Genomic DNA, 25,312 nt, shown 5'->3' on the forward strand with positions numbered 1-25,312 from the left:
GGCAATCCCCATAAGTTCTAGAGCACGGAAACGGCGGCCTTCTCGAAGGCCCAGGTTTCGTGCTGTACTTAACAACCGACGGACCGGCTCGCCCGGTCCCAGAGACGCCGAGAGGAGGCGATTCCAGTGATCAGCATCACCACCAGCACCGCCAAAATGACCGATCGCTCGGTCGTCTCCACGTGCCTGCTCGGCTTCTCGAACCTGGGCACCGGTCTGTCCGGCATCGCTGCCATTCGGCCGGCGTCCCCCGTGTCTCTCGCGGCCCTTTCTGTCCGCGAGCGCAATGAGCGACCGATGAAGGCACTGGAAGCAGTAGAGGCACAGGCGAAGGCCCATGCCTTTGAGGCGGCCGGTGCCGGAGCCGACAAGCACACGCATCACACGATGTGGGCCTTCCGTGGGCCTGACCCCTGGAGTGATCCAGCCTGATCTGACGATCAGGCCGGCGCCTTCAGGGCCGCGGAACCCCACCCGGGATCCGCGGCCCTTCTGTTTGTCCCCGACCGGGGACGGCGGAGCGAAGGGGCCTCGGGACAAGAGAAAACCCCGGTACCAGCCGCCAACCGGCCAACCAGGCCGGCACGACCAGACGAGGAAGACCAACCGTGCAACTCGAAGCGCACGCCCCGTCCGTACCGCCTTCCGAAACGATCACCCCGCCCGGCTCCACGGAGGACTCCACCTTGACCCCGCTCACTGCGCTGACCGCGCTCGACGACGCCATCGAGAACCTCGGCGTACCCGTCCCCTGCCGTTCGTACGACCCGGAGGTCTTCTTCGCCGAGTCGCCGGCCGATGTCGAGTACGCCAAGTCCCTCTGCCGCACCTGCCCGCTGATCGAGGCCTGCCTCGCCGGCGCCAAGGAGCGGCGTGAGCCCTGGGGCGTCTGGGGCGGCGAGCTCTTCGTCCAGGGTGTCGTTGTCGCCCGGAAGCGGCCGCGTGGCCGCCCGCGCAAGAACCCGGTTGCGGCATGAACATCACAGGAACGATCGATCGCCCCCTGACGCACGACCCCAAGAAACAGGCCCCGATGAAGCCGTCCACCGGCGAGCCCACCGGCTCCGCGATCCCAGACTTCACTGCCACCGGCGCGAACGACTCGCGTCAGAACAGGACCCGAGAGATGCAACTCATTCCAGAAGCCCTCGCCCGTGCGCATATGCACGAGCGGATCCAGGAGGCGGAGAGGGAACGCCGGGCCATGCGCCTGGTGGTCGCCCGCCGTATGCAGCGCCGGGCCGAGCGCGCGTCGCTGCGTGCCCGCCGCGCCTTGGCCATGGCGGTCATGCAGTAAGGCCCGCCGACCGAGGTAGCACGAACAACCGCTGATCGCGGGGGCCGGCCCGAAAGGGCCGGCCCCCGCGGTGCGTTCTGCCTCCCGCGGCCTCCCGCGGCCCCTCGTGGCCTTCCGGCGAGTCCCGTCGGGCCCTGCCCCGTCACGTCTCGTCGCGTCGCCGCCCCGGGAGCGCGAACGCCCGGGAAGATCTCACGCTCCGGCTGCCGAACCCTCCTCGTCCAGCTCCGACTCCAGCTCCAGCGCGTCCGGGAGGAAGCCGGGAAGCCATTCCTCCAGCTCCTGCCGCAGCCGGACCGTCGCTCCCAGCTGGCACAGCACGCCGATCGTGCTCAGGGTCACCCGGTGGATCAACAGATACGCCGGGGGCAGATTGAGCTGCTTGCCCAGCTGGTGGGCGGGGGAGCGCGGGTCGGCGACCCGGGCCGCCTGGCTGCGCATCCAGCCCCGGCTGAAGGTGAACTCGTCGACCTGGGCCGGCTCGATGATGGGGAGCAGGTAGTCGAGGACGGCGTCCGGATCCAGTTCTATGGACTCCCGGATGAAACCTTCCTCGCTGAGCAGTTCGTAGACGGCATCCGCCTCGCCGTCGAGGGTCATGCGCAAAGACGCGCCGATCGTCGCCGGCAGTCCGTCCGGGAGGCGGTCCACCGTGCCGAAGTCCAGGACCCCCAACCGCCAGTCGCTCCGGTCGGCGGAGCTCTCGGAATCGTCGGTCGGCACGAGACGGAAGTTCCCGGGGTGCGGGTCGGCGTGCAGCAGGCCGGTGCGGGAGGGGCCCGAGAAGAGGAAGCGGGCAAGGAGCTGACCGGCCCGGTCCCGCTCTTCCGGTGTGCCGTCGGTTATCACCTCGGACAGCGGCGTCCCGTCGATCCACTCCGTCACCAGCACCTGCTCGCGCTGGTGGACCACCGCGGGCACCAGCACGTCCGGGTCGTCCGCGAACTCCTCCGCGTGGGCCCGCTGCGCCTGCGCCTCCAAGCCGTAGTCGAGCTCCTCGGACACCCGGTCGCGCAGCTCAGCGATGAGCGGCTTGATGTCCATGCCCGGGATCAGGGGTCCCAGCAGCCGGGCGAAACGGCTCAGCTGGTTCAGATCGGACAGCAGGGCTTCGCCCGCCCCGGGGTACTGGACCTTGACCGCGACCTGCCGGCCGTCGTGCCAGACCGCCCGGTGCACCTGTCCGATCGAGGCAGCCGCAGCCGGCTTGTCCTGGAACTCCAGGAACAGCTCCTGCCAGTCCTCGCCGAGCCGCTCGGCCAGCACGGTGTGGACCGTGCTCGTCGGCATCGGCGGGGCCGCTTCCTGGAGCTTCGTGAGCGCCGCGCGATAGGGGCCCGCGACCTCCTCGGGGAGGGCCGACTCGAAGACGGACATGGCCTGCCCGAACTTCATGGCGCCGCCCTTGAGCTCCCCCAGCACCTTGAACAGCTGCTCGGCCGTGCGCTGCTGCAGCTCACGGCCCACGAGCTCCGCGGACTTGCCGCCGATTCGTTTGCCGAGACCCCAGGTGGCACGCCCGGCGAAGCCGAGCGGAAGCGCGGCCAGCTTGGCGGTCCGGGTGACCGCCTTCCGGGGAAGATCAGACATGCGCCCTCCAAGTACCGGACAGCCGTGCCGCGTGCGGCTGTTGTTCGGCCATTGTCTCGTGCGGCCCTTCGTCTTCCGAGGTCTGCTCCCCCTTACCTTTCTCCCCGGCCCCGCAGGGGCATGCGGGATGCTGCCACACCGGGCGGGCATGCCAGTCGAAACCGGGTACCGAGACCTCCCAGCGGGCTCCCGCACTCGACGGTAGTCCTCCGTCCAGGAAGGCCAGCGCGTGCCCCGCGGCCAGCCCCGCGACCGTGGCCGCCAGGGTCAGATCGCACGCCGGAACCTGGCGGGGCCGCCCGGAGCGCCACTGTGCGAGAAGGCGGGCCCAGGCCGGGTCCCGGTCGGTGCGGCCGAGGTCCAGACAGCCCGCGCACGCCGTTTCTCCGGGCAGGACCAGCGGCCCGACGACGCCCGTCCCCTCCACGACCCCGGCGAAGAGATGAGGCGTACCGGAGGCGATCAGTGGCTCGTAGGCCGCCGGGTCGGGCGCGTGGACGGCAAGGCCGTCCCGAGGCGCGATGATCACCAGGGCGAGACCCGGGTCGTCCTGCCCGGTCGCGGACCCGGCGCCTCCTCGGCGGGGCGGTCGGCCGGGCGCCGCTCCGCGCACCGCCCGCCGTGCGGCCTCGTCCCTGCGCTCGCCGACGGACTCGGGCGGCAGTCCGCCCGGCGCCACGTCCCAGGGTTCGACACAGCCGCCGTCCTGAACATCGACGCGGCCCACGCCCGCACCCGCCAGCGCCGAAGCGAGGACGGCCCCGACCCGGCCGGCGCCCCGCACCTGAACACGCAGTGAGTGGCGGGCCGCCAGCCGGCGCATGGCCTCGCCGGGTTCGGGGGCGACGACGGAGAGCGAGGCGACGTCGGGCCGGAGCCGGTCCAGGACGGCCGGCTTTCCGCGCAGGGCGTCGGCGGCCGGGCCGCCGCCCGTCGCGTCGTCCAGCAGTCCGGCCCCGGACAGCCGCTCCACCAGGCCGTCGACGTGACCGTCGGGCAGGCCCATCCGGCGCCCCTCGTCGCGCAGCAGAGGCAGCCCGCGGGTTCCGTCGAACAAGGTCAGGAGACTGCCCGTCGCCGTGTCCATCGGGCCGAGCACCATCGCGTGCGCGGGAGCCATCCCGAACTGCACGGTGTTCAGATCCCGCCAGCCGCGCCGCAGCGCGGGTTTCACCATCGGATGCATGCAGCGGCCCCCCGTACGTCCCCGTTGTCGTCCCGGTGTGCCGGCGGAGTTCGTCCCGCTCCGTCGGTCGAATGCCAGGATGCCCGCATTGCCCGGCGCGTGCCGAAAGTTATCCACAGGCGGTGGATGTTCGTCACACAAATCAAGCGCGTGGGGTGCGGTTCGGCATCGATGCGTACCGGAGACGGGACTTCCACCATGCGCAACGGGTAACGTCGGGGCGTGCCCGCCGACCCCCTGCACCGTGCCGGAAACCCACAGCGCAGCACGACGAGCCAGCCGCCGAGCGGCTCAGGGGCGAGCGCGATCGAAGTCCGCAGGAGCGCGCGACGGCGCAGAACGGTCTCCGCGTACCGTGAGGGCGATCGCACCGTCGTGCTCATTCCCGCCCGGATGTCCGAGGCGGAGGAGCAGCGCTGGGTCACCGTCATGCTCGACAAGCTGGCCGCCCAGGAGAACAAGCGGGTGCTGGGTGACACGGAGCTGTCCGAGCGTGCCGCGCGGCTCTCCGCGCTCTACTTCGACGGCCGCGCCCGGCCCGCTTCGGTGCGCTGGGTCACCAATCAGAACACGCGCTGGGGCTCGTGCACCCCTGCCGAGGGCAGTATCCGCCTCTCGCACCGACTGCAGGGCATGCCCGAGTACGTCGTCGACTACGTCCTCGTCCATGAGCTCGCGCATCTGCTCGTACCGGGCCACGGAGCCGATTTCTGGCGGCTCCTTGAGGCCTATCCGCGCACCGAGCGGGCCCGCGGCTACCTCGAAGGAGTGGTCGCCGCCGACCGGCTGCCCCACCTGCCCGCGGCGCGCGGCGAGTGAGGCACGGCTGACGGCCCGACGTCGGACCGCGTGCTCGAAGCCCCTGCCCGGACCACCGGAAGAGGGTTTGTGTACCGGGTCTGTACCGGCTTCCGCCACGGCTGGATTTTGCCGTTAGCCTGACGCGACGCACTTGTATTCGGGATGGGGGACGGTCGTTACGCATGGCCAGGGAATTCCAACGCGGCCACAAGGCCAGGATCAGTGACCTCACCGCGGGCACCGATCTGTACGTAGGTGTGCAGATCACCGGCCCGGGGCTGACCTTCGACATCAGCTGCTTCGGTCTGGACGCCGACGAACGGCTTTCGGACGACCGGTACTTCATCTTCTTCAACCAGCCGAAGTCCCCCGAGGAGTCCGTTCAGCTCCTCGGCGCGCAGGCGGGCGACACGGAGTCCTTCCGCGTCACCCTCGACAAGATCCCTCCGCAGATCCAGAAACTGTCGTTCACGGCGACCGTCGACGGCGTGGGGCAGATGTCCCAGGTCGCCCCCGGCTACATCCGCATCGTCGCGGGCGGCGAGGAGGTGGCCCGGTACTCGTTCACCGGCGCCGAGTTCTCCACCGAGCGTGCCGTGATGCTGGGTGACTTCTATCTGAAGGACGTCTGGCGGTTCGCCGCGGTCGGACAGGGCTTCGACGGCGGACTCGACGCGCTGCTGCAGAACTTCGGCGGCGAGGTCGCCGAGGAGGAGCCGGCCGCCGCGCCCGCGCCCCAGGCCGGTGCCCCCTCGTTCGCGCCGCCGGCCCAGGCCTCCGCGCCGCCCGCGTTCGGGGCCCCCGCGGGCCACGCCGCACCCGCGCCGCCCCCTCCGGCGCCGCAGCCCGCTCAGGGTTTCGCGCCGCCTCCGGGCCAGACGCCGCCACCGGCGCCCGCGCCTCCGGTGCACGCCGCGCCGACCATCATCGCGCCCATGACGCCGCCCGGTGGCGCCCCCGTACCGCCGCCGGCACCCGCTCCGGCGCCGTACGGGCAGCCGGGCCAGCAGCCCCCGTACGGCCAGGCCCCCGGCCAGACCGCACCCCTGCCGCCCGGTTACGGACAGCCCCAGGCACCCCAGGCACCCGCCCCGCCTCCCGGCTACGGCGGCCAGCCGACCCCGCCCCCGGGCTACGGACAGCAGCCGTCCTTCGGCCAGCCGCCGGGTCAGCCCGGCGCACCGGGCGCGCCCGCCGGATACGGAGTGCCGCAGGGCGCTCCCCCCGGTGGCGCCGGTGTCACCGCGGCGCTGCAGGCCTACAAGGAGACGCCCACCGGGCAGCGCTGGACCCAACAGAACAAGAAGATGGTCCGGGTCGACCTCGGCATGGGCGGCGACCAGGCCGTACTGGCCCGCCAGGGCAGCATGGTGCTCTACCAGGGCAAGGTCGACTTCAGCTACAAGGGCGCCGGGTTCTCCGGCCGGCTCGTGGGCAACGCGACCGGCCAGGAGATGCAGCTCATGCGCTGTTCGGGCCGTGGCCAGGTCTTCCTCGCGGAGAACGGCGCCATGCTGCACCCCATCGAACTGCAGGCGGACGCCGTCTGCGTCTCCGCGGAGAACGTCCTGGCCTTCGATGAGACGCTGCAGTACGAGGTCCGCCGCGTCGAAGGGCACGGCATCCCCGGAGGCGCCCTGTTCACGATGCAGTTCCAGGGGACCGGCACGATCGTCGTCAAGACGCGTGGCGTGCCCGTCGTCCTGCCCGTGACACCGACGACGTTCGCCGACTGCAACGCCGTCGTCGCCTGGTCCGCCGCCTCTCAGGTGATCGTCTCCAGCCAGGTGCGCATGCGTCGCAACGCCTACCCGGGCGACACGGGCGAGAGCGTGAACCTCCAGTTCCGCGGCGCGCCCGGCAATTTCATCGTCGTCCAGCCGTACGAGGTCTGAGGGAGCCCGTTTCATGATCCAGCAACTCGCGGGCTTCGCCCCGGCACCCGTTGCCGCGCGCATGGAGAACCACGGCAATCACATGCTCAAGGTCGCCATGCAGACCGGAAACGACCTCCTCGCGCGCGTGGGGTCAATGGTCGCCTACGAGGGTTTCGTCCAGTACGAGCCCAATCCGCCGGCCGTGCGCCAGATCGCCAAGGACTGGATGACCGGCGAGGGCGCACCCCTGATGAAGTGCTCCGGAGACGGCCTGCTCTACCTCTCCGACTACGGGGCGAACGTCGTCGTCATCAACCTCAACGGCGACGCGATCTCCGTCAACGCCACCAATCTGCTCGCCTTCGACGCCCATCTGACGTGGGGCGTCGAGCGGGTCAAGGGGCTGGCGAAGTTCGCCGGCCAGGGCCTGTGGAACACCAAGATCTCCGGCCAGGGCTGGGTCGCGCTGACCTCCCGTGGCAAGCCCATCGTGGTGGACTGCGGCGGCGGCGAGGACGAGACGTACGTCGACCCGGACGCGCTGGTGGCCTGGTCCCCGAACCTCAAGGTGAAGGGCAAGCGCAGCTTCAAGGCGCAGTCCCTGATAGGGCGGGGCAGCGGGGAGGCTTTCCAGATGGCCTTCTCCGGACAGGGCATCGTCGTCGTCCAGCCCAGCGAGGACAGCACCGACCGCCTCCGGGTACGGGGCTGAGGGGGAGGACACACACCATGCAGAGCTCGCTTTTCGCCTACAACGACCAGCAGTCCCAGGACCGCTACAGCCTGCAGAACAAGCAGATGCTGCGCGTCCTTCTGGAGGGCCACGACGACGTGCTCGCCCGCAAGGGCACCATGGTCGCCTACCAGGGCCTCGTGGAGTTCGACGCCGAGTACCAGAACTCCGGCCAGCAGCGGTCGCGCGCGTACACCGGGGAGGGCCTCGACCTGATGCGCTGCCACGGGCAGGGCACCGTCTTCCTGGCCAACCTCGCCCAGCACATCCATGTGGTGGACGTGGACCAGGACGGTCTCACCGTGGACAGCAGCTATGTCCTGGCGATGGACTCCGCGCTGCACCACGAGGTGATCGCGGTCGACAGCCAGTACGGCATCTCCGGCTCCGGCAAGTACCAGCTCAACATCACCGGGCGTGGCAAGGTCGCCCTGATGACGTCGGGCATGCCGCTGATGATGCAGGTCACGCCCGACAAGTACGTCAACTGCGACGCGGACGCGATCGTCGCCTGGTCCACGAGTCTGCGCGTACAGATGCAGGCCCAGACGCATTCCTCCGGAGTGTTCCGCCGCCGTGGCAACACGGGGGAGGGCTGGGAGCTCAGCTTCATGGGCCAGGGCTACGTGCTCGTCCAGCCCAGTGAGATGCTGCCGCCGCAGAACGCGGTGATCGGGTCCGGGCTCGGCGCTCAGTACGGGGTGGGGCAGCAGGGGGCCCGGGGACAGAACCAGGGGAACGTCTGGAGCTAAGGGCTGTCCCGTAACTCCCGGCGGGCGCACGACGACAGCTACGGCACCTCGCGGCGTTGCCGGATCGCCCGAATACACCCGGTATGAGGGCGACCCGGCGCCTTGCGATGCACCGCATCTGACGCCGCACGCTGATCCACCGGGAGTTACGGGACAGCCCTTAGGGCGCTTCTGATGGATCTCCGCGGCGTCGCGACGCCCGGCACGCTCCCCCAGCCTCCGGCCGGGGGGACCCCCACTCGCCGCACCGGGCACAGACCCAAGTACGTCCAGTACGCGGGCCTGTGCCCGGCACGACGAGAGCACGCACCGGACGCCGCTCCTTCACCCACGGAGATCCATCAGAAACGCCCTAGGTGCTCCAGCGCCCGGGGACGGGTGAGTAAGGGGCGAGCGCCATTGCGGTCGCCCCTTACGCGTACCTCAGCCGCCTCGTCAGAGCCTCGTCCGGGTCGCTTCGAGAAGGCGTACGACCGAGTCGTCCGCCACCCCCGCCACCTCGTCGTAGGCGAACCAGCGCAGGTCGAGGGACTCGTCGCTGATCTCCTGGACGGCGCCCGGCTCGGCGACGACCGCGTACTGGACGTCGAAGTGCCAGTTGCACGGCGCCGGGATGGGGTGCCGGTCGAGCCGTACGGGTCCGCCCGGGAGCAGTGTCAGACCCGCGATGCCCGACTCCTCCGTGGCCTCACGCAGGGCCGCCGCCTCCAGGGTGGCGTCCCCGGGCTCGCAGTGGCCGCCCATCTGCAGCCACATCCGCAGCTTCCTGTGCAGCGTCAGCAGCACCCTGCCCTGCTCGGGGTCGATCACCAGGGCGCTCGCCGTGACATGTCCCGCCGTGCAGGCCTTCCACATGCCGTCCGGATGGGCCTGAAGGTGGTCGAGGTAGGCCTGCCGAAGCTCCTCCTGGCCCTCGATGTCCTCAAGGACCAGGACGGCGTCGTCGTACAGGGTCACTTGTCGTTGTCGCCCTTGCCGTCGTTCGTGTCGTCGGCGTCCCTGTCCTCGGGCCCGCTCTCGTCCTTCGTGAGGTTGGGCTTTTCGGGTGAACCGCTCGCCGCCTCGCCGAGCATCTTGTCGAGTTCGGAGAAGTCCAGCTGCTCGCGGTGCACGAAGCCGTCCGGGTCGTCCAGGTCGGAGGCGGTCGGCAGCATGTCCGGGTGCTCCCACAGGTTGTCCCGGCCGTCGACCCCGCGCGCGTCCGTGAGCGAGGCCCACAGGCGCGAGGCGTCCCGCAGCCGGCGCGGGCGCAGCTCCAGGCCGATCAGGGTGGCGAAGGTCTGCTCGGCCGGGCCTCCCGTGGCGCGACGGCGGCGCAGCGTCTCGCGCAGCGCGTCGGCGGACGACAGACGGGGCTTGGCGGCCGAGTGGACCACCGCGTCGACCCAGCCCTCGACGAGCGCCAGAGCCGTCTCCAGACGGGCCAGCGCGGCCTTCTGCGCCGGTGTGTCCTCCGGCTGGAACATGCCCTGCTGAAGGGCCTGCTGCAGCTCTTCGGGGTTCTGCGGGTCGAACTGGCCGACCACGTCCTCCAGCTTCGCCGTGTCGACCTTGATCCCGCGCGCGTACCCCTCGACCGCGCCGAACAGATGCGAGCGCAGCCACGGCACGTGGGCGAAGAGCCGCTGGTGGGCGGCCTCGCGCAGGGCGATGTAGAGGCGCACCTCGTCCTGGGCGATCCCGAGGTCTTTGCCGAAGGCCTCGATGTTCAGCGGCAGCAGCGCGGCCTTGCCGGCCGGGCCGAGCGGCAGGCCGACGTCGGACGAGCCGACGACCTCGCCCGCGAGCACGCCGACGGCCTGTCCGATCTGCGTGCCGAACATGGCGCCGCCCATGGAGCGCATCATGCCGAGCAGCGGGCCCGCCATGGCCTGCATCTCCTCGGGCAGGACGTCGCCCATGGCCGCGCCGACGCGCTCGGCGACCGGGTCGACGAGCTCCTTCCACACCGGCAGCGTCGCCTCGACCCACTCCGCGCGGCTCCAGGCCACCGCGGAGGCGGCGCCGGACGGCAGTGACGTCGCGTCGTCCAGCCACAGGTCGGCCAGCCGCACCGCGTCCAGGACCGCGGCGCGCTCGGCGGGGCCGACGCTCGCGTCCTTCGTGCCGTCGGAGGTGCCCTGGGAGACCGTCTGGCGGGCGATCTGCTTGGCCATGTCCCAGTTCACCGGGCCGCCCTCGTACGAGAGCATCTGGCCCAGCTGCTGGAACGCGGCGCCCAGGTCGTTGGGGTTCAGCGCACCGAACATGGCTGCGAGCGGGTTGTCACCTCCGGGGCCGCCGGGCCCGCCGGGCCCGAAACCGAACGGGTTGGCAGGTCCCTGACCACCACCGCTCTGCTGGTCCTTCTTCTTGCCCTCGTCGCCGTTTTCCGGCTCCTCCGGCGGAAGGCCGAATCCGAATGGGGTGTCACTCACGGGATTCCTCGGCTGTTAAGGCCGCCGGTTCGCTCCGACGGCGGCTGCCCTGCATCACCACCCAGCGTAGACACCACAACCGGTTCGGGCCTCGGTGCGTCGCCGACTCGGCGGCTGCGGCAGGATGGATGCCACCTGGTACGTACGCGTCACTCGCGTTCTTACTGAAGACAACCGCTGGAGACGCCTGGTGAGTTCCCCAGATCCACAGGTTCGCGCAGCGCGAAACCTCTCAACCCGCCCGTCACCCGAACACCGGCCCGCACCGGCCGTACAGCGCGCCGACGGCACCTCCGCCGGGCGCGGCCCCGTCGTCGCGATCACCGGCGCCGCGGCCGGGATCGGCGCGATGCTCACCGAGCGGCTCGTCGCCTGCGACGAGATCAAGCAGGTCATCGCCATCGACGAGCGGCGCGGCGAGTGCGCGGACGCGCAGTGGCACATCCTCGACGTCCGGGACCCGGCCATCGCCGAGAAGCTGCGCGGGGCGGACGTCGTGGTGCACCTGGCCCTCGACCTCGACCTGGAGACGGACCCGGCGGCGCGTACGGCGTACAACGTGCGGGGTACCCAGACCGTGCTCACGGCCGCCGCCGCTGCCGGGGTGCACCGCGTCGTGCTGTGCACGTCGGCGATGGTCTACGGAGCGCTGCCCGACAACGAACTGCCCCTCTCCGAAGACGCCGAACTGCGGGCCACCGCCGAGGCCACGGGGGTCGGGGACCTGCTGGAGGTCGAGCGGCTCGCCCGCCGGGCGCCCCGCGCGCACCCCGGGCTCAACGTCACCGTCGTACGCCCCGCCGTGCTCGTCGGGGGCACCGACACCGCGCTGACCAGGTACTTCGAGTCGCCTCGCCTCCTGGTCGTCGCCGATTCCCGGCCCGCCTGGCAGTTCTGCCATGTCGAGGACCTGTGCGCCGCTCTGGAGTACGCCGCCCTGGAGAAGGTCGAGGGAGAGCTGGCCGTCGGGTGCGACGGATGGCTGGAGCAGGAGGAGGTCGAGGAGCTCAGCGGGATCCGGCGCATGGAGCTGCCGTCCGCCGTCGCCCTGGGCGCGGCTGCCCGGCTCCACCGGATCGGACTCACCCCGTCGCCGGCCGGGGACCTCGCGTACACGATGTACCCCTGGGTGGTCAGCGGGAGCAGGCTGCACGATGCCGGGTGGCGGCCCCGGTGGACCAACGAGGAGGTTCTCGCCGAACTACTGGGCGAGGTCGCCGGGCGGCACACCCTCGCCGGACGGCGGCTCGGCCGCAAGGACGCCACGGCGGCGGGAGCCGCGGGGGCGACGGTCGCCCTGCTGGGCACGGCCGCGCTGGTACGGCGGGCGCGGAAGGCCCGGCGGCGGATCTGAGCCGGTGCCGGATCCGCGGTGGCGCCGGAACGGGGAGGCGCCGCGGACCGGGATCCGGGCGCGTCCAGAAGGGGGCTCCAAAGGCGCACGCGCGCGTGCGCGGGGAGGAGCCGTTTCACCGGGCCGTCGGGGTGGGGCACGATGGGGGCATGGCACCCATGAGCGACCATCCCGGTGAGCAGGCGGCACAGGACCCCATCAAGCTTCTGGCGATCAGGGAGAGCGACCTCTCCCTGGACGAGGTCTTCCGGGCCGTCGGTGACGACGCCTCCGGTGGGACCGCGCTCTTCGTGGGGACCGTGCGCAACCACGACGGGGGAGCGGACGTCGACGCCCTCGGATACTCCTGCCACCCCACCGCCGAGGCCGAGATGCGGCGGGTCGCGGAGAAGGTCGTCGCGGAGTACCCGGTACGGGCGCTTGCCGCCGTGCACCGGGTCGGTGACCTGCGGGTGGGCGATCTCGCCGTGGTCGTCGCCGTCTCCTGTCCGCACCGCGGGGAGGCCTTCGAGGCCTGCCGGAAGCTGATCGACGACCTGAAGCACGAGGTCCCGATCTGGAAGCACCAGAAGTTCTCCGACGGCACGGAGGAATGGGTCGGGGCCTGCTGACCGCTCCGGTTGCGTAACCCGACCCCTGCCGTGAGCGTTGGACAAGCGGATGGTTAATCTGCTGATCAGTCAGTTGCGGTGGTTCATGGGGTTGGGAGGTCGGCATGGCAGCGCTCGCCTGGTTGCTGATTCCGCTTTTCGCCGCGATCGGCGCCGGAGCCTGGGGCAGTTGGGCGGGGCGGAACCGCAAGACCATCGGTGACGGCCACGAGCTGGCCGGCTACACCCGCTTCCGCGAGGCCATGGAGAAGTCCCACTCCGACGCCTGACCGCCCGTCGGACCCCCGGACGGGCGGCCCCGACGGTCCGTTGACAGTGGGGTCCCGTACTGTCGTTCCATGCCACGCCGCACCGCGACGATGCTCGCCTCCACCCTGATGCTGATCGCGCTCCTGTGCGCGGGAGTCTTCATCAATGTGCCGTATTCGGAGATGTCACCGGGTCCGACGGTGAACACGCTGGGCGAGCACGACGGCGAGCCAGTGCTCCGGATCACCGGCCGCAAGACCTACCCGACGAGCGGTCACCTGAACATGACCACCGTCCGGGTCACCAGCGCCGACTACAACATGAACCTCGTCGAAGCCGTGTACGGCTGGCTGGCACACGACAACAAGGTGGTCCCGCACGACACGCTCTTCCCCAACGGCAAGACGGAGGAGCAGTCGACGCAGGAGAACGCCGAGGAGTTCAGCCAGTCCCAGGAGAGCGCCAAGGTCGCGGCGCTCAAGGAGGTCGGCATCCCGGTGCAGTCCTGGGTGATCGTCTCCACCGTCGTCAAGGACACCCCCGCCGAGGGCAGGCTGCACGCCGGTGACGTGATCAAGGCCGTCGACGGTACGCGCGTGAAGGCGTTCGACGACGTCGCGAAGCTGGTCACCAAGCACAAGGCCGGCGAGAAGGTCGTCTTCACGGTCGTGCCAGCCAAGGAACAGGCCGCCGCGCTGAAGGAGAAGAAGACGGCGACCAGGACCGAGGACATCACGCTCACCACCGCCAAGTCCCACGACAGCGGCGAGGACCGCGCGATCGTCGGCATCGAGGCGGGGACCGACCACACCTTCCCGTTCACCATAGACATCAAGCTCGCCGACGTCGGCGGGCCGAGCGCCGGTCTGATGTTCGCCCTCGGCATCGTCGACAAGCTGACCCCGGGGAGCCTGACCGGCGGCAAGTTCGTCGCCGGCACCGGCACGATCACCGACGAGGGCAAGGTGGGCCCGATCGGCGGTATCGAGATGAAGACCGTCGGCGCCCGGGCCAAGGGCGCCCAGTACTTCCTGACGCCCAAGGACAACTGCGAGGCCGCCGCCCGTGACGTCCCCGACGGGCTCACGCTCGTCAAGGTCGACACCATCGACGACGCGGTGAGCGCCCTCAAGGACATCCGTGGCGGCGACACGGACGACCTGCCGAAATGCGCCTAGGACACCGGATCCTGGCGCACCGGCAGGCCGTGTGCGCCCGGACTACTCCGCGAACGTCGCCGTGAGGGCGTCGGCCAGTCCCGGCACCAGGTCCGAGCCGGTGAGCACGTCGTTCGCCGAGTCCTTCTCGCGCAGCCGCAGCGCCGAATCGCGCTTCCCGCCGCGCAGCACCGCGACGGTCATCCGGACCTCCTGGCGCTCCGGGTGCTCGGCGACCCACTTCGCCAGCCGCTTCTCGTCGAGACCGTCCGGTACGGACGCCTCGGCGGACGGCGGCAGCATCAGCCGCTCCACGGACAGCGCGCAGCCGACCACGGAGTCCGGCCAGGCGATGGTGCCCAGGAACTCGTCCAGCGGACTGCCCGCGGGAATTTCCTCCTGCTCGATAGGGGTGAGCGTGCCGTCGGGCACGTCTTCGGTCAGACCCAGCCGCTCGGCGAGGCCGGGTTCCTGGGAACGCAGCCGGCCGGTGTCGACCAGGGCGAAGAGCCGGGCGGGCTGGTCCCAGCCGAGTCCGGCGACGTACTCGTCGATTTCGAGTGCGGCGCGGGTGAGCGGCCCGGCCGCCATGGGGGTGCCTGAGGAGGCGGTGTTGGACATGGTCACAATCCTGCCTCGTTCGGCCCCCGAACCGGGAACCGAGTAAAGCATTAGTAAGTTGCATAGATGGGACCCGGCGTTCGCAGGGCCCCCAGATTCCAACAGCGAACTTCGAGGTGCGCACCTTGGCTTTCCAGATGCCGGACCGCGGCGGAGGCCCGACAGGGCCGCGGATGAGAGTGGGCCGACCGTCCCGACGCGTCCGGACCCTGCTCATGACACTGGGCGTACTGGCCGTGCTGGCCATGGCCTTCGTCATGTTCGCGGGGTTCTGGACGGACTGGCTCTGGTACAGGTCGGTCAAGTACTCGTCGGTCTTCACGACCACGCTGTGGACCAAGATCGGTCTGTTCTTCGTCTTCGGGCTGCTGATGGCGGTGGCCGTCGGCGTGAACATCTGGCTGGCCCACCGTCTGAGGCCGCCGCTCAGCGCCATGTCGATGGAGCAGCAGAGCCTCGACCGGTACCGGATGAGCGTGGCCCCGTACAAGAAGTGGATTCTTCTCGGGATCACCTCGCTGGTCGGGCTGATCGCGGGCGCCTCCGCGGCCGGCCAGTGGCGTACGTGGCTCATGTGGGTGAACGGAGTGCCCTTCCACCAGAAGGACCCCCAGTTCCACCTCGATGTGTCCTTCTACGCCTTCGACCTGCCCTGGTACCGCTTCATGCTGGGCTTCGGCTTCGCCGCCGCGATCCTCTCCCTGATCGCCGCGGCGCTGACGCACTACCTGTACGGCGGACTGCGCGTCACCAGCCCCGGAGCGCGCGCCACGGCCGCGGCCACCGGGCACCTGTCGGTGCTGCTGGGCATCTTCGTCACCCTGAAGGCGGTGGCGTACTGGCTCGACCGGTACGGCCTCGCGGTGAAGTCCAGCGACTTCAAGGCGACCGGCAACTGGACGGGCCTCAGGTACGTCGACGCCAACGCCTACCTGCCGGCCAAGACGATCCTCTTCTGCATCGCGGTCATCTGCGCCCTGCTGTTCTTCGCCACCCTGTGGCGGCGCACCTGGCAGCTGCCCGTCATCGGCTTCGGCCTGATGGTGCTCTCCGCGATCCTCATCGGCGGTCTGTACCCGGCGATCGTGCAGAAGTTCCAGGTCCAGCCGAACGAGCAGGCCAAGGAAGCGCCGTACGTCGAGAAGAACCTCAAGGCGACCCGCGACGCGTACGGCATCACGGGCACCGAGGTCACCGAGTACGCGGGCACGAGCACGACCAAGGACAAGACCAAGCTGCGCGACGACGCCGACGGCGCCGCGAGCATCAGGCTCCTGGACCCGAACGTCGTCTCGCCCACGTTCCAGCAGCTCCAGCAGGTCCGCAACTACTACGCGTTCCCGTCGAACCTCGACGTGGACCGCTACAGCAAGGACGGCAAGGACCAGGACACCGTCATCGGTCTGCGCGAGCTGAACCTGCAGGGCATCCCGAAGAGCAACTGGATCAACAACCACTTCCGTTACACGCACGGCTTCGGAGTGGTCGCGGCCAAGGGCACCAACGCCGACGCCGAGGGACGCCCGGAGTTCACCGAGTACGACCTGCCGTCCAAGGGCGACCTCGGTGAGTACCAGCAGCGGATCTACTACGGCGAGAAGACCAGCCAGTACTCGATCGTCGGCGGTCCGCAGAAGGAGATCGACTACTCCGACGACACCGGCGAGAAGACGACCAGCTACAAGGGCAAGAGCGGCGTCAACCTCTCCAGTCCGGTCAACCGGGCGGCGTACGCGGTGGCGTTCAGCGAGCCGCAGATCCTCTACTCCGGCGCGATCGGGGAGGGTTCGCGGATTCTCTACAACCGCACGCCCAAGGAGCGCGTCGAGGCGGTGGCGCCCTGGCTGACCATCGACGGCGACGCCTATCCCGCGGTCGTCGGCGACAAGATCGAGTGGATCGTCGACGCGTACACGACGACGAACGGCTACCCGTACGCCTCGCGCACCACGCTCGGCGACACGACGGCCGACTCGCTGACCGCCGCCAACAACCAGCGGGCGGTGGTGGCCCAGCAGAACCAGGTCAACTACATCCGCAACTCGGTGAAGGCGACCGTCGACGCGTACACGGGCAAGGTCACGCTCTACGAGTGGGACACCAAGGACCCGGTCCTGAAGACCTGGAAGAAGGCCTTCCCCGGGACGGTGAAGCCGAAGGGCGACATCCCGCAGGCCCTCATGGACCATCTGCGGTACCCGCAGGACCTGTTCAAGGTCCAGCGCGAGCTGCTGACCCGCTACCACGTGAAGGACGCCGAGACGTTCCTCAGCGGCAGTGAGGTGTGGCAGGTGCCGGACGACCCGACCAACAAGTCGGGCAACGCGGTACCGCCGTACTACCTCAGCATGAAGATGCCGGGGGAGGAGTCGCAGGCGTTCTCCCTGACGACGACGCTCACTCCGAACGGCCGCGACAACCTGAGCGCCTTCATGTCGGTCAACGCCGAAGCAGGCACGAGCGACTACGGCAAGATCAACATCCTCAAACTGCCCACCGGCAGAACGGTCGACGGACCGAAACGGGTGCAGAGTCAGTTCAACTCCGAGCCGTCCATCGCCGAGTCCATCAGGCTCCTCAGAGGTGGTGACTCGGAAGTCGAGTACGGCAACCTGCTGACGGTGCCGCTCGACGGCGGACTGCTCTACGTGGAGCCCGTCTACGTACGCGGTGGCGGACTGAAGTACCCGCTGCTGCGGAAGGTGCTGGTGACCTACGGAGGCGCGACGGCCTTCGAGGACACGCTGGGGCAGGCGCTCGACAAGGTCTTCGGAGCGGAGGGTTCGACCGCCGAACCGCCGGACGAGGACGAGACGAAGCCGCCGCCGACCTCCAGTGACCCGACGGTCCAGGAAGCGCTCGACGACGCCCAGAAGGCCTTCGACCAGGGCCAGGAAGCCCTCAAGAAGGGCGACTGGGAGGCGTACGGGACGGCGCAGAAGGACCTGGAGGACGCGCTCAAGAAGGCTGAGGACGCCCAGGCCGCCGCCGACAAGAAGGCGGGCGGCGGCAGCGACAAGGCAGGCGACTCGGGCGACAAGAACGACAAGAACGACAAGAACACCGACAAGACCGAGGAGAGCGGCAAGCCCAGCAGCAGTCCGAGCAGCAGCAAGAGCCCGGACAGTGGCTGAGCAGAGCTGAGTCAGGAGCCCCCCTCGCGCCGTGGTACGGTTTAAACACAACGGCGCGGGGTGGAGCAGCTCGGTAGCTCGCTGGGCTCATAACCCAGAGGTCGCAGGTTCAAATCCTGTCCCCGCTACTGATGTCGAAGGACCCGGATCCTCACAGGATCCGGGTCCTTCTGCGTGTGCGGGCCGTCAGCTCGGTGTGCGGGGGCGCCCCTCGTTCACCAGTGCTGCCGCGGTGAAGGCTGCGCCGGACGGAGGGAGTTGGGGGAACTGTGTTTCACTTGTCTCTCTGTGGGCATGTCGACAAAACGCTGAAGTGACCTCACTGGCTGCGGTATACCAGGTGTACCCAGGTTGCAGGTGGTGCGACGATGGACGTTATGGGGGACAAGGCAACTCTGTTGGATACAGGGCGGTTTGTGCAGCCTTCCGACCGGGACGAGACCGGTGACGCGGTGGAGGAGGCTCGGCAACGGCTCGCCGCGGAAGAGGGCGACGCCGAGGCCATGAGCGTCCTCGGAGCCATGCTGCTCCGCCGCGGTGATCTCGACGGAGCCGAGCCGCAGCTGCGCGCCGCCACCGCGGCCGGCGACCGCGCCGCCGCCAACAACCTCGGCGTCCTCCTGCACCAGCGCGGCTACGCGGAGGAGGCCGCCGGATGGTGGCGCATCGCCGCCGTCGCCGGTTCCGCGGCAGCCGCGCACGCGCTGGGCCGCCACCACCGTGAGCGCGGCGACGAGCCCGCCGCCGAGTACTGGCTGCGCCAGTCCGCCGAGCAGGGCCACTCGCTGGGCGCGTACGCGCTCGCCGATCTCCTGGAGCACCGCGGCGATCCCCGCGCCGAGGACTGGATGCGTGCCGCCGCCGAGCGAGGGCACCGCGAGGCCGCCTACCGGCTCGCGCGGGCACTCGACCGCAGCACCGCGCAGACGGGCGACCCCGGCGCCGCCGGGTCCGGAAGCGCCGGCGAAGCGGCCGAGCAGTGGTACAGGCAGGCGGCGGCGCGCGGCCACCGCCGGGCCGCGCTGCACCTCGGGGCGATCCTGGAGAGGCGCGGCGAGCTCAAGGAGGCCGGACGCTGGTATCTGACCTCCGCCAAGGACGGCGAGGCGCGGGCCGCGTGCGCGCTCGGGTTCCTGCTGCGCGACGCGGGCGACACCGAGAGCGCGGCCGTGTGGTGGCTGCGCGCCGCCCAGGACGGCGACGGGAACGCCGCCAACGCGCTGGGCGCGCTGCACGCCGAGCGCGGCGAGACGCAGACCGCCGAGCGGTGGTACCGGGCCGCGATGGACGCGGGCGACGTGAACGGCGCGTACAACCTCGGGCTGCTCTGCGCCGAGCAGTCGCGGACCGCCCAGGCCGAACAGTGGTACCGGCGGGCGGCCTACGCCGGGCACCGCGAGGCGGCGAACGCGCTGGCCATTCTGCTGCTGCAGGTCGGTGACGCCGCCGGGGCCGAGCCGTGGTTCTCCAAGGCCGCCGAAGCCGGCAGTGTCGACGCCGCGTTCAACCTCGGCATCCTGCACGCCGGGCGCGGTGAGGACGCGGCGGCGCTGCGGTGCTACGAGCGGGCCGCCGCCGCCGGGCACGCCGAGGCCGCGCTCCAGGTCGGCATCGCCCGGCTGCGGGACGGCGACGAGTCCGCCGCCGAGCGGCACCTCCGGTGTGCCGCGGGAGGCGGCAGCGCGGAAGGCGCCTACCGGCTCGCGACCGTGCTCGACGCACGGCGCCCGCCCGCGTCCGAACACGAGCTGGGGGAGCCGGCCACCGAGAAGAGCGAGTGCGAGGAGTGGTACGAGCGGGCCGCGTCCCAAGGGCATCGGCGGGCCCAGGTGCGTGTGGGGATGCTGGCGTCCGCGCGCGGGGACGTCGTGGAGGCCGCCCGGTGGTACCGGGAGGCGGCCGAGGCGGGGTCGCGGAACGGGGCGTTCAATCTGGGGCTGCTGCTGGCGCGGGAGGGCAGTGAGCCCGAGGCGGCGCTGTGGTGGGCCCGGGCCGCCGACGCGGGGCATGGGCGGGCGGCGTTGCGGCTTGCCCTGGTCTACGCGCGTCGGGGGGAACTCGCGGAGGGGCAGCGGTGGGCTGATCGGGCGGTGTCGCTGGGGCCGGGGGAGGTCTCTGAGCGGGCTGCGCGGTTGCGGGATGCGTTGCGGGAGGAGTTGTCGGCGTGACCCCTCCGGGGGGGGTGAGGGAGGGGAGTGGGCTGGGTCGGGTTGGGTTTCTCGCCCCCGCCGCCCCTACCCTCCCCCACTCTCGGCTTCGCTCGACCGGGAGACCCCCATCCTCACTGCATGGGGCTGCGCCCCTCGCCCCCGTAATCGCGCTTCGCGCTCGTCCTCAAGCGCCGGACGGGCTGGAGGGGCGCGGACGGGCTGGAGGGGGGCGGACGGGCTGGAGGGGGGCGGACGGGCTGAAAGAAATAGTGATTTGCGCTGGTCGGCCGGGGTGACGTAGTGTTCAGACATCGCCGCGGGGTGGAGCAGCTCGGTAGCTCGCTGGGCTCATAACCCAGAGGTCGCAGGTTCAAATCCTGTCCCCGCTACTGAAGACCGAAGGCCCGGAACCAGTGAAATGGTTCCGGGCCTTCGGTGTTGTGCGTTGCCCGCGGAAGCGGGGAGCGCGAGGCGTCAGGCTGTCGCGCAGTTCGGGCAGAGGCCGCGGTACGTCACCTCTACGTTCGAGACGGTGAAACCGAAGCGCTCGGAGTCCGGGAGGTCCGCCAGCGGGTTGCCGTCCGGGTGCACGTCCTTGATCGCGCCGCACTGGGCGCAGACCAGGTGGTGGTGCGGCCGGTGGGCGTTCGGGTCGTACCGCTTGGCGCGCTTGTCCGTGGCGACCTCCAGCACCTCGCCGAGCGAGACCAGCTCACCCAGGGTGTTGTAGACGGTCGCCCGGGAGATCTCCGGGAGCCGCACCACGGCGCGCGCGTGTACCTCGTCGGCCGTCAGGTGGACGTGATCCCCGTTCAGGACCTCGGCCACGACACGGCGCTGTGCGGTCATGCGCCAGCCGCGTCCGCGCAGTCGTTCCAGCAGGTCGCTCATAGGTACAGCTTAACAGCCTGCTGGACCAGAACCCGAACAGGTGTGACTTTGGAGCAGGAATTGACTTAGACAAAGTCTATTGTAGGATCGAGCTTGGCTCTGGCGCTGATTGAGGGTGGGGCCGATGGACAGGGCCGGCAAGGAATGACGCAGGAGGCGCACGTGACGCAGGGACCGCTTACGACGGAGGCCGGCGCGCCGGTGGCCGACAACCAGAACAGCGAGACCGCGGGCATCGGCGGCCCGGTCCTCGTCCAGGACCAGCTCCTGCTGGAGAAGCTCGCGCACTTCAACCGCGAGCGCATTCCGGAGCGGGTCGTGCACGCCCGTGGCGCCGGCGCCTACGGCACGTTCACCGTCACCGCCGATGTCACCGGGTACACGCGCGCCGCGTTCCTCTCCGAGGTCGGCAGGCGGACCGAGACCTTCCTGCGCTTCTCCACGGTGGCCGGCAACCTCGGCTCGGCCGACGCCGTCCGTGACCCGCGCGGCTGGGCCCTGAAGTTCTACACCGAGGAGGGCAACTACGACCTCGTCGGCAACAACACCCCGGTCTTCTTCGTCAAGGACGCCATCAAGTTCCCCGACTTCATCCACACGCAGAAGCGCGACCCGTACACGGGCTCGCAGGAAGCCGACAACGTGTGGGACTTCTGGGGGCTCAGCCCGGAGAGCACCCATCAGGTGACCTGGCTCTTCGGTGACCGCGGTATTCCGGCCTCGTACCGTCACATGAACGGGTACGGCTCGCACACCTACCAGTGGAACAACGAGGCCGGCGAGGTCTTCTGGGTCAAGTACCACTTCAAGACCGACCAGGGCATCAAGAACCTGACGACCGAGGAAGCCGTGAAGGTCTCGGGCCTCGACCCCGACTCGCACCAGCGTGATCTGCGGGAGTCGATCGAGCGCGGCGACTACCCCTCCTGGACCGTGCAGGTGCAGATCATGCCCGCGGCCGACGCGGCGACCTACCGCTTCAACCCGTTCGACCTCACCAAGGTGTGGCCGCACGAGGACTACCCGCCGATCGAGATCGGGAAGCTGGAGCTCAACCGCAACCCGGAGAACATCTTCGCCGAGGTCGAGCAGAGCGTCTTCAGCCCCGCGCACTTCGTGCCGGGCATCGGACCCTCGCCCGACAAGATGCTGCAGGGCCGCCTCTTCGCGTACGGCGACGCCCACCGCTACCGCGTCGGCGTCAACGCCGACCATCTGCCGGTGAACCGCCCGCACGCCACCGAGGCGCGGACCAACTCGCGGGACGGCTTCCTGTACGACGGCCGCCACAAGGGTGCGAAGAACTACGAGCCGAACAGCTTCGGCGGGCCCGTCCAGACGGACCGGCCGCTGTGGCAGCCCCTCCCCGTCACCGGTGTCACCGGCAACGGCGAGGCGCCCGTCCACGCCGAGGACAACGACTTCGTACAGGCGGGCAATCTCTACCGGCTGATGTCCGAGGGCGAGAAGGAGCGGCTGATCGCCAACCTGGCGGGGTTCATCGCCGAGGTCTCGCGCGACGACATCGCCGCGCGGGCGATCGGCAACTTCCGTCAGGCCGACGAGGACTTCGGCAAGCGGCTGGACGCCGCGGTCCAGGCCCTGCGCGGCTGACACCAGCACTGGATCGCTTGCCGTAGAGAGCGGGCCGGACTCCCTCGTACCGGGGAGCCGGCCCGCTCACCTGTGTGCCGCCGCTCACTCAGGACCCGGCGGGGCTCTCAGGCCGGGGCGGGCTGACGGAGTGGTGCCCAGCAGCGGATGATGTCGCGGACCGAGACGATGCCGACCGGTTCGCCGTGGTCGAGGACGATGAGGTGTCGGAAACCGCCGTGGGACATCGCCCGGGCGGCCTCCTCCAGGGTCCAGGTCGGGGCCGCGAACACCACGTCGGTGGTGGTGTGCGCGTGCGCCCGCTCGGTGTCCGGGTTCTGGCCCAGGCCGATGGAGTTGAGGATGTCGCGCTCGGTGAGGATGCCGATCCCGATGCCGTCGGGGTCGAGGACCACGGCCGCGCCGACGCGGCGTGCGGCCATCAGTGCGGAGGACTTCCGGAGTGTGTGGGCGGGGCCGATGGTGAGGACCACGGTGCTCATGGCGTCGCGGACGAGCATGGACGGAGCCACCTCCTACGAATCCGTTCGTTAACGAATTCACAAGTTCACAAGTGGGGGGACTCTCAGAGTCGCAGTCAAAGGGAGGGTCAACAAGAGGGCGCACACGGCCGATTCGGGGCGCGTGTCGGGTCACCCGCGCCCCCGACGGCTCCACGCGCCTCACGAGCGCCGGTCAGCCTGTGCCGGTCAACCTGCGCCGACCGGCCCGCGGCGTCGGCTGTCTGATCGGACGCGGGCGGTCGCGTTCGATCGGGTACGCCGACTAGTAGCGCTGGTTCAGGTAGCCGAGCAGCTCGTCGTGGAGGATGCCGTTCGAGGCCGCCGCGTTGCCGCTGTGCGGGCCCGGGCGGCCGTCGAGGCCGGTGAAGGAGCCGCCCGCCTCGGTCACCACGATCGCGGTGGCCGCCATGTCCCAGAGGGAGAGTTCCGGTTCCGCGCAGATGTCCACCGAGCCCTCGGCGACCATCATGTACGGCCAGAAGTCGCCGTACGCGCGCGTGCGCCACACCTCGCGGGACAGGTCCAGGAAGCCGTCCAGCAGGCTGCGCTCCTCCCAGCCGCTCAGGGAGGAGTACGCGAACGAGGCGTCCTTCATCCGCGAGACCTGGGAGACCTGCAGGCGGGACGCGGACGACAGGCTGCGGCCCGTGAAGGCTCCGTGGCCCTTCGACGCCCACCAGCGGCGGGCCAGCGCGGGGGCGGAGACCACGCCGACGACCGGCTGGTAGCCGCCCTCGCCCGCCTCCATCAGCGCGATCAGCGTGGCCCAGACGGGGACTCCGCGTACGTAGTTCTTGGTGCCGTCGATCGGGTCGATCACCCAGCGGCGGGGGCCCGTGCCTTCCACCCCGTACTCCTCGCCGAGGATCGCGTCCCGTGGCCGTGCCCGTCCGAGGTGGCCGCGGATCAGTTCCTCGGCGGCCTTGTCGGCCTCGCTCACCGGGGTCATGTCCGGCTTGGTCTCGACCTTGAGGTCGAGCGCCTTGAACCGGTCCATCGTCGCGGCGTCGGCGGCGTCCGCCAGGACGTGGGCGAGGCGCAGGTCATCGCGGTAGTCGGGCATGGGGGAACGGTACCGCTCCGCGGGGTGCGGCTATAGGGCTGGGGTTGTGGAGAGGGTGGGGGGTGGTTGTGGGTGCGTGCGTTGGTGCCTGCGCGGCCGGAGGCCTGCGCCGTTCCCCGCGCCCCTCAAGGCGAAAAGATTGCGCCGTTCCCCGCGCCCCCAAAAGCAAAAGACTGCGCCGTTCCCCGCGCCCCCTGAGGGCGTGCGGGCCCGCGGTCGTGTGGGGTGTGCGCCCCGTAGGTCGTGCGAAGTCTTGACAGTGCATCCGCGCGCGTCAACTCTGATGCGCAGAGCCGATCGCCCCAGGGAGGCGATGATGCCTGCAGCGCGGGAATCCCTACTGGACGCCGCCTATTCGGCACTCGGACGCCGTCCGTGGTCCGCCGTACGGATGGTCGACGTGGCCGCCGTCGCCGGGGTCTCCCGGCAGACCCTCTACAACGAGTTCGGCAGCAAGGAAGGCCTCGCCCGCGCGCTCGTACGGCGCGAGGCGGACGCGTACCTCGCCGGGGTGGAGCGGGCTCTGGTGAGCCGGCCCGAGCCCCGCGAACGGCTGGCCGCCGCCGCGGAGTGGACGGCGTCCGCGGCCCGGGGGAACGTGCTGGTGCGCGCGATGCTCACGGGATGCTGGGGAGAACGGCTGCCCTCTCCCACCCTGTCCGCCGTGCCGTCGTCCTCGGCCGTGCCCGCCCAGCGCCGGGCCGACGGACCGCTGCCCTCGCCCGGCGACTTCGTGGCGCTGGTACGGGACCGGGCCGTCGCCTCGCTCGGCGCCCACGGCGGGTCGAGGGCGGAGGCGGCGGAGCTGGCCAGGGCCTGTGAACTCGCGGTGCGGCTGGGGGTGTCGTGCGTGCTGGCCCCGGCGGGCGAGGGAGGCACGGCGGGACTGGTCCGCAGCGCCCTCGCCATGGTGCGGTCCGTGGTCTGAGGTGCGCGCGGCCTGGAAAGGACCGGCTCAGTGCGACGAGCCCGACAGCTGCAGGCCGATGACTCCGATGATCACGAACGAGATCGAGACGATCTTCAGCGTGGACACCAGGTCGTCGAGGAAGATCATGCCGTAGATCGCGGTGCCCGCCGCGCCGATGCCCGTCCACACCGCGTACGCCGGACCGACGTCGAGCTTCTTCAGGGACAGGGTCAGCAGGCCGAAGCTGCCCAGTGCGAAGACGCAGAAGGCGATCGTCGGCCAGAGCCTCGTGAAGCCGTGGGAGAGCTTGAGGCAGACGGCGAAACCCGTCTCAAGGAACCCCGCCACGACGACCAGCAGCCACGCCATGTGATGCCCTCCCACGCTCCGTGACCGCTTGTT

Annotated in this window: 24 protein-coding genes and 2 tRNA genes; 17 read left to right on the plus strand and 9 right to left on the minus strand. The window is 70.3% G+C overall.

The features are described from left to right. Positions 1–156: 156 nt before the first annotated feature. From K3769_RS16305 to K3769_RS16315, 3 genes are all read left to right on the plus strand, one after another. The gene (locus K3769_RS16305; protein WP_282566748.1) at positions 157–432 is read left to right on the plus strand and encodes a hypothetical protein; all 276 of its coding nucleotides are present in this window, start codon (positions 157–159) and stop codon (positions 430–432) included. Between the two features lie 176 nt (positions 433–608). Next, the gene (locus K3769_RS16310; protein ID WP_107020143.1) at positions 609–977 is read left to right on the plus strand and encodes a WhiB family transcriptional regulator; all 369 of its coding nucleotides are present in this window, start codon (positions 609–611) and stop codon (positions 975–977) included. Beyond that, positions 974–1,297, plus strand: a complete 324-nt coding sequence (locus tag K3769_RS16315) for a putative WhiB-interacting protein (protein WP_189769140.1) — start codon at positions 974–976, stop codon at positions 1,295–1,297. Before K3769_RS16310 ends, K3769_RS16315 begins: the two co-directional genes overlap by 4 nt. 192 nt (positions 1,298–1,489) lie before the next feature. Here K3769_RS16315 and K3769_RS16320 read toward each other — a convergent pair whose 3' ends face one another. Next, positions 1,490–2,887, minus strand: coding sequence for an ABC1 kinase family protein (locus K3769_RS16320; RefSeq protein WP_267027156.1), 1,398 nt, complete (start codon positions 2,885–2,887; stop codon positions 1,490–1,492). Next, a complete protein-coding gene (locus tag K3769_RS16325) occupies positions 2,880–4,073 on the minus strand; it encodes a TOMM precursor leader peptide-binding protein (protein ID WP_267027157.1) in 1,194 nt (397 codons plus the stop codon). Before K3769_RS16325 ends, K3769_RS16320 begins: the two co-directional genes overlap by 8 nt. Positions 4,074–4,295: 222 nt before the next feature. Here K3769_RS16325 and K3769_RS16330 point away from each other — a divergent pair, with 222 nt between their 5' ends. The 4 genes from K3769_RS16330 (at position 4,296) to K3769_RS16345 (ending at position 8,236) form a co-directional block, all read left to right on the plus strand. Further along, a complete protein-coding gene (locus K3769_RS16330) occupies positions 4,296–4,892 on the plus strand; it encodes a M48 metallopeptidase family protein (protein ID WP_267027158.1) in 597 nt (198 codons plus the stop codon). Between the two features lie 164 nt (positions 4,893–5,056). After that, complete coding sequence (locus K3769_RS16335; protein ID WP_267027159.1) at positions 5,057–6,769, plus strand: TerD family protein; 1,713 nt, start codon at positions 5,057–5,059, stop codon at positions 6,767–6,769. A 13-nt stretch (positions 6,770–6,782) separates the two neighbouring features. Further along, positions 6,783–7,463, plus strand: coding sequence for an AIM24 family protein (locus tag K3769_RS16340; protein WP_107020137.1), 681 nt, complete (start codon positions 6,783–6,785; stop codon positions 7,461–7,463). Between the two features lie 17 nt (positions 7,464–7,480). Continuing rightward, positions 7,481–8,236: an AIM24 family protein gene (locus tag K3769_RS16345; RefSeq protein WP_267027160.1), complete on the plus strand. Its 756-nt coding sequence runs from the start codon at positions 7,481–7,483 to the stop codon at positions 8,234–8,236. 435 nt (positions 8,237–8,671) lie between these two features. Here the strand turns inward: K3769_RS16345 and K3769_RS16350 are convergent, their stop codons facing one another. Next, the gene (locus K3769_RS16350; RefSeq protein WP_267027161.1) at positions 8,672–9,193 is read right to left on the minus strand and encodes an NUDIX hydrolase; all 522 of its coding nucleotides are present in this window, start codon (positions 9,191–9,193) and stop codon (positions 8,672–8,674) included. Then, positions 9,190–10,653, minus strand: a complete 1,464-nt coding sequence (locus K3769_RS16355; RefSeq protein ID WP_267027162.1) for a zinc-dependent metalloprotease — start codon at positions 10,651–10,653, stop codon at positions 9,190–9,192. Before K3769_RS16355 ends, K3769_RS16350 begins: the two co-directional genes overlap by 4 nt. 190 nt (positions 10,654–10,843) lie before the next feature. Here K3769_RS16355 and K3769_RS16360 point away from each other — a divergent pair, with 190 nt between their 5' ends. From K3769_RS16360 to K3769_RS16375, 4 genes are all read left to right on the plus strand, one after another. Then, positions 10,844–12,007, plus strand: coding sequence for an SDR family oxidoreductase (locus tag K3769_RS16360; protein WP_267027163.1), 1,164 nt, complete (start codon positions 10,844–10,846; stop codon positions 12,005–12,007). Positions 12,008–12,156: 149 nt separating this feature from the next. Further along, a complete protein-coding gene (locus K3769_RS16365) occupies positions 12,157–12,618 on the plus strand; it encodes a molybdenum cofactor biosynthesis protein MoaE (RefSeq protein WP_267027164.1) in 462 nt (153 codons plus the stop codon). A 104-nt stretch (positions 12,619–12,722) separates the two neighbouring features. Continuing rightward, on the plus strand, positions 12,723–12,887 hold the full coding sequence (locus tag K3769_RS16370) for a hypothetical protein (RefSeq protein ID WP_189773698.1): 165 nt from the start codon (positions 12,723–12,725) through the stop codon (positions 12,885–12,887). A 69-nt stretch (positions 12,888–12,956) separates the two neighbouring features. Next, positions 12,957–14,045, plus strand: coding sequence for a YlbL family protein (locus K3769_RS16375; RefSeq protein ID WP_267027165.1), 1,089 nt, complete (start codon positions 12,957–12,959; stop codon positions 14,043–14,045). 42 nt (positions 14,046–14,087) lie between these two features. On the opposite strand, the gene K3769_RS16380 is transcribed toward K3769_RS16375, so the two are convergent. Continuing rightward, entirely contained in the window at positions 14,088–14,645 is a 558-nt protein-coding gene (locus tag K3769_RS16380; protein ID WP_199854920.1) for a PPA1309 family protein, read from the minus strand. 137 nt (positions 14,646–14,782) lie between these two features. Between K3769_RS16380 and K3769_RS16385 the strand changes: the two genes are divergently transcribed. From K3769_RS16385 to K3769_RS16400, 4 genes are all read left to right on the plus strand, one after another. Then, positions 14,783–17,779, plus strand: a complete 2,997-nt coding sequence (locus K3769_RS16385; protein ID WP_267031402.1) for a UPF0182 family membrane protein — start codon at positions 14,783–14,785, stop codon at positions 17,777–17,779. 54 nt (positions 17,780–17,833) lie between these two features. Next, positions 17,834–17,907, plus strand: a tRNA-Met gene (locus tag K3769_RS16390). 240 nt (positions 17,908–18,147) lie between these two features. Then, complete coding sequence (locus tag K3769_RS16395) at positions 18,148–19,947, plus strand: tetratricopeptide repeat protein (RefSeq protein WP_267027166.1); 1,800 nt, start codon at positions 18,148–18,150, stop codon at positions 19,945–19,947. Positions 19,948–20,244: 297 nt separating this feature from the next. Beyond that, a tRNA-Met gene (locus K3769_RS16400) sits at positions 20,245–20,318 on the plus strand. Between the two features lie 85 nt (positions 20,319–20,403). Here the strand turns inward: K3769_RS16400 and K3769_RS16405 are convergent. Then, positions 20,404–20,820 carry a Fur family transcriptional regulator gene (locus K3769_RS16405; RefSeq protein ID WP_267027167.1) on the minus strand — a complete coding sequence of 139 codons (417 nt, stop codon included), beginning with the start codon at positions 20,818–20,820 and terminating at the stop codon, positions 20,404–20,406. A 144-nt stretch (positions 20,821–20,964) separates the two neighbouring features. On the opposite strand from K3769_RS16405, the gene K3769_RS16410 reads away from it, so the two are divergent. Further along, complete coding sequence (locus K3769_RS16410; RefSeq protein WP_267027168.1) at positions 20,965–22,434, plus strand: catalase; 1,470 nt, start codon at positions 20,965–20,967, stop codon at positions 22,432–22,434. 107 nt (positions 22,435–22,541) lie between these two features. Here K3769_RS16410 and K3769_RS16415 read toward each other — a convergent pair whose 3' ends face one another. Beyond that, positions 22,542–22,934, minus strand: a complete 393-nt coding sequence (locus K3769_RS16415) for a CBS domain-containing protein (protein WP_267027169.1) — start codon at positions 22,932–22,934, stop codon at positions 22,542–22,544. A gap of 265 nt (positions 22,935–23,199) precedes the next feature. Next, positions 23,200–24,000: a histidinol-phosphatase gene (hisN, locus tag K3769_RS16420; RefSeq protein WP_267027170.1), complete on the minus strand. Its 801-nt coding sequence runs from the start codon at positions 23,998–24,000 to the stop codon at positions 23,200–23,202. Positions 24,001–24,313: 313 nt separating this feature from the next. Here hisN and K3769_RS16425 point away from each other — a divergent pair, with 313 nt between their 5' ends. Then, a complete protein-coding gene (locus K3769_RS16425) occupies positions 24,314–24,928 on the plus strand; it encodes a TetR/AcrR family transcriptional regulator (RefSeq protein WP_267027171.1) in 615 nt (204 codons plus the stop codon). Between the two features lie 27 nt (positions 24,929–24,955). On the opposite strand, the gene K3769_RS16430 is transcribed toward K3769_RS16425, so the two are convergent. Then, on the minus strand, positions 24,956–25,279 hold the full coding sequence (locus K3769_RS16430; protein ID WP_267027172.1) for a DMT family transporter: 324 nt from the start codon (positions 25,277–25,279) through the stop codon (positions 24,956–24,958). Positions 25,280–25,312: the final 33 nt, after the last annotated feature.

Origin of the sequence: Streptomyces ortus (assembly GCF_026341275.1) — a bacterium.
GTDB classification, from domain to species: Bacteria; Actinomycetota; Actinomycetes; order Streptomycetales; family Streptomycetaceae; genus Streptomyces; species Streptomyces ortus.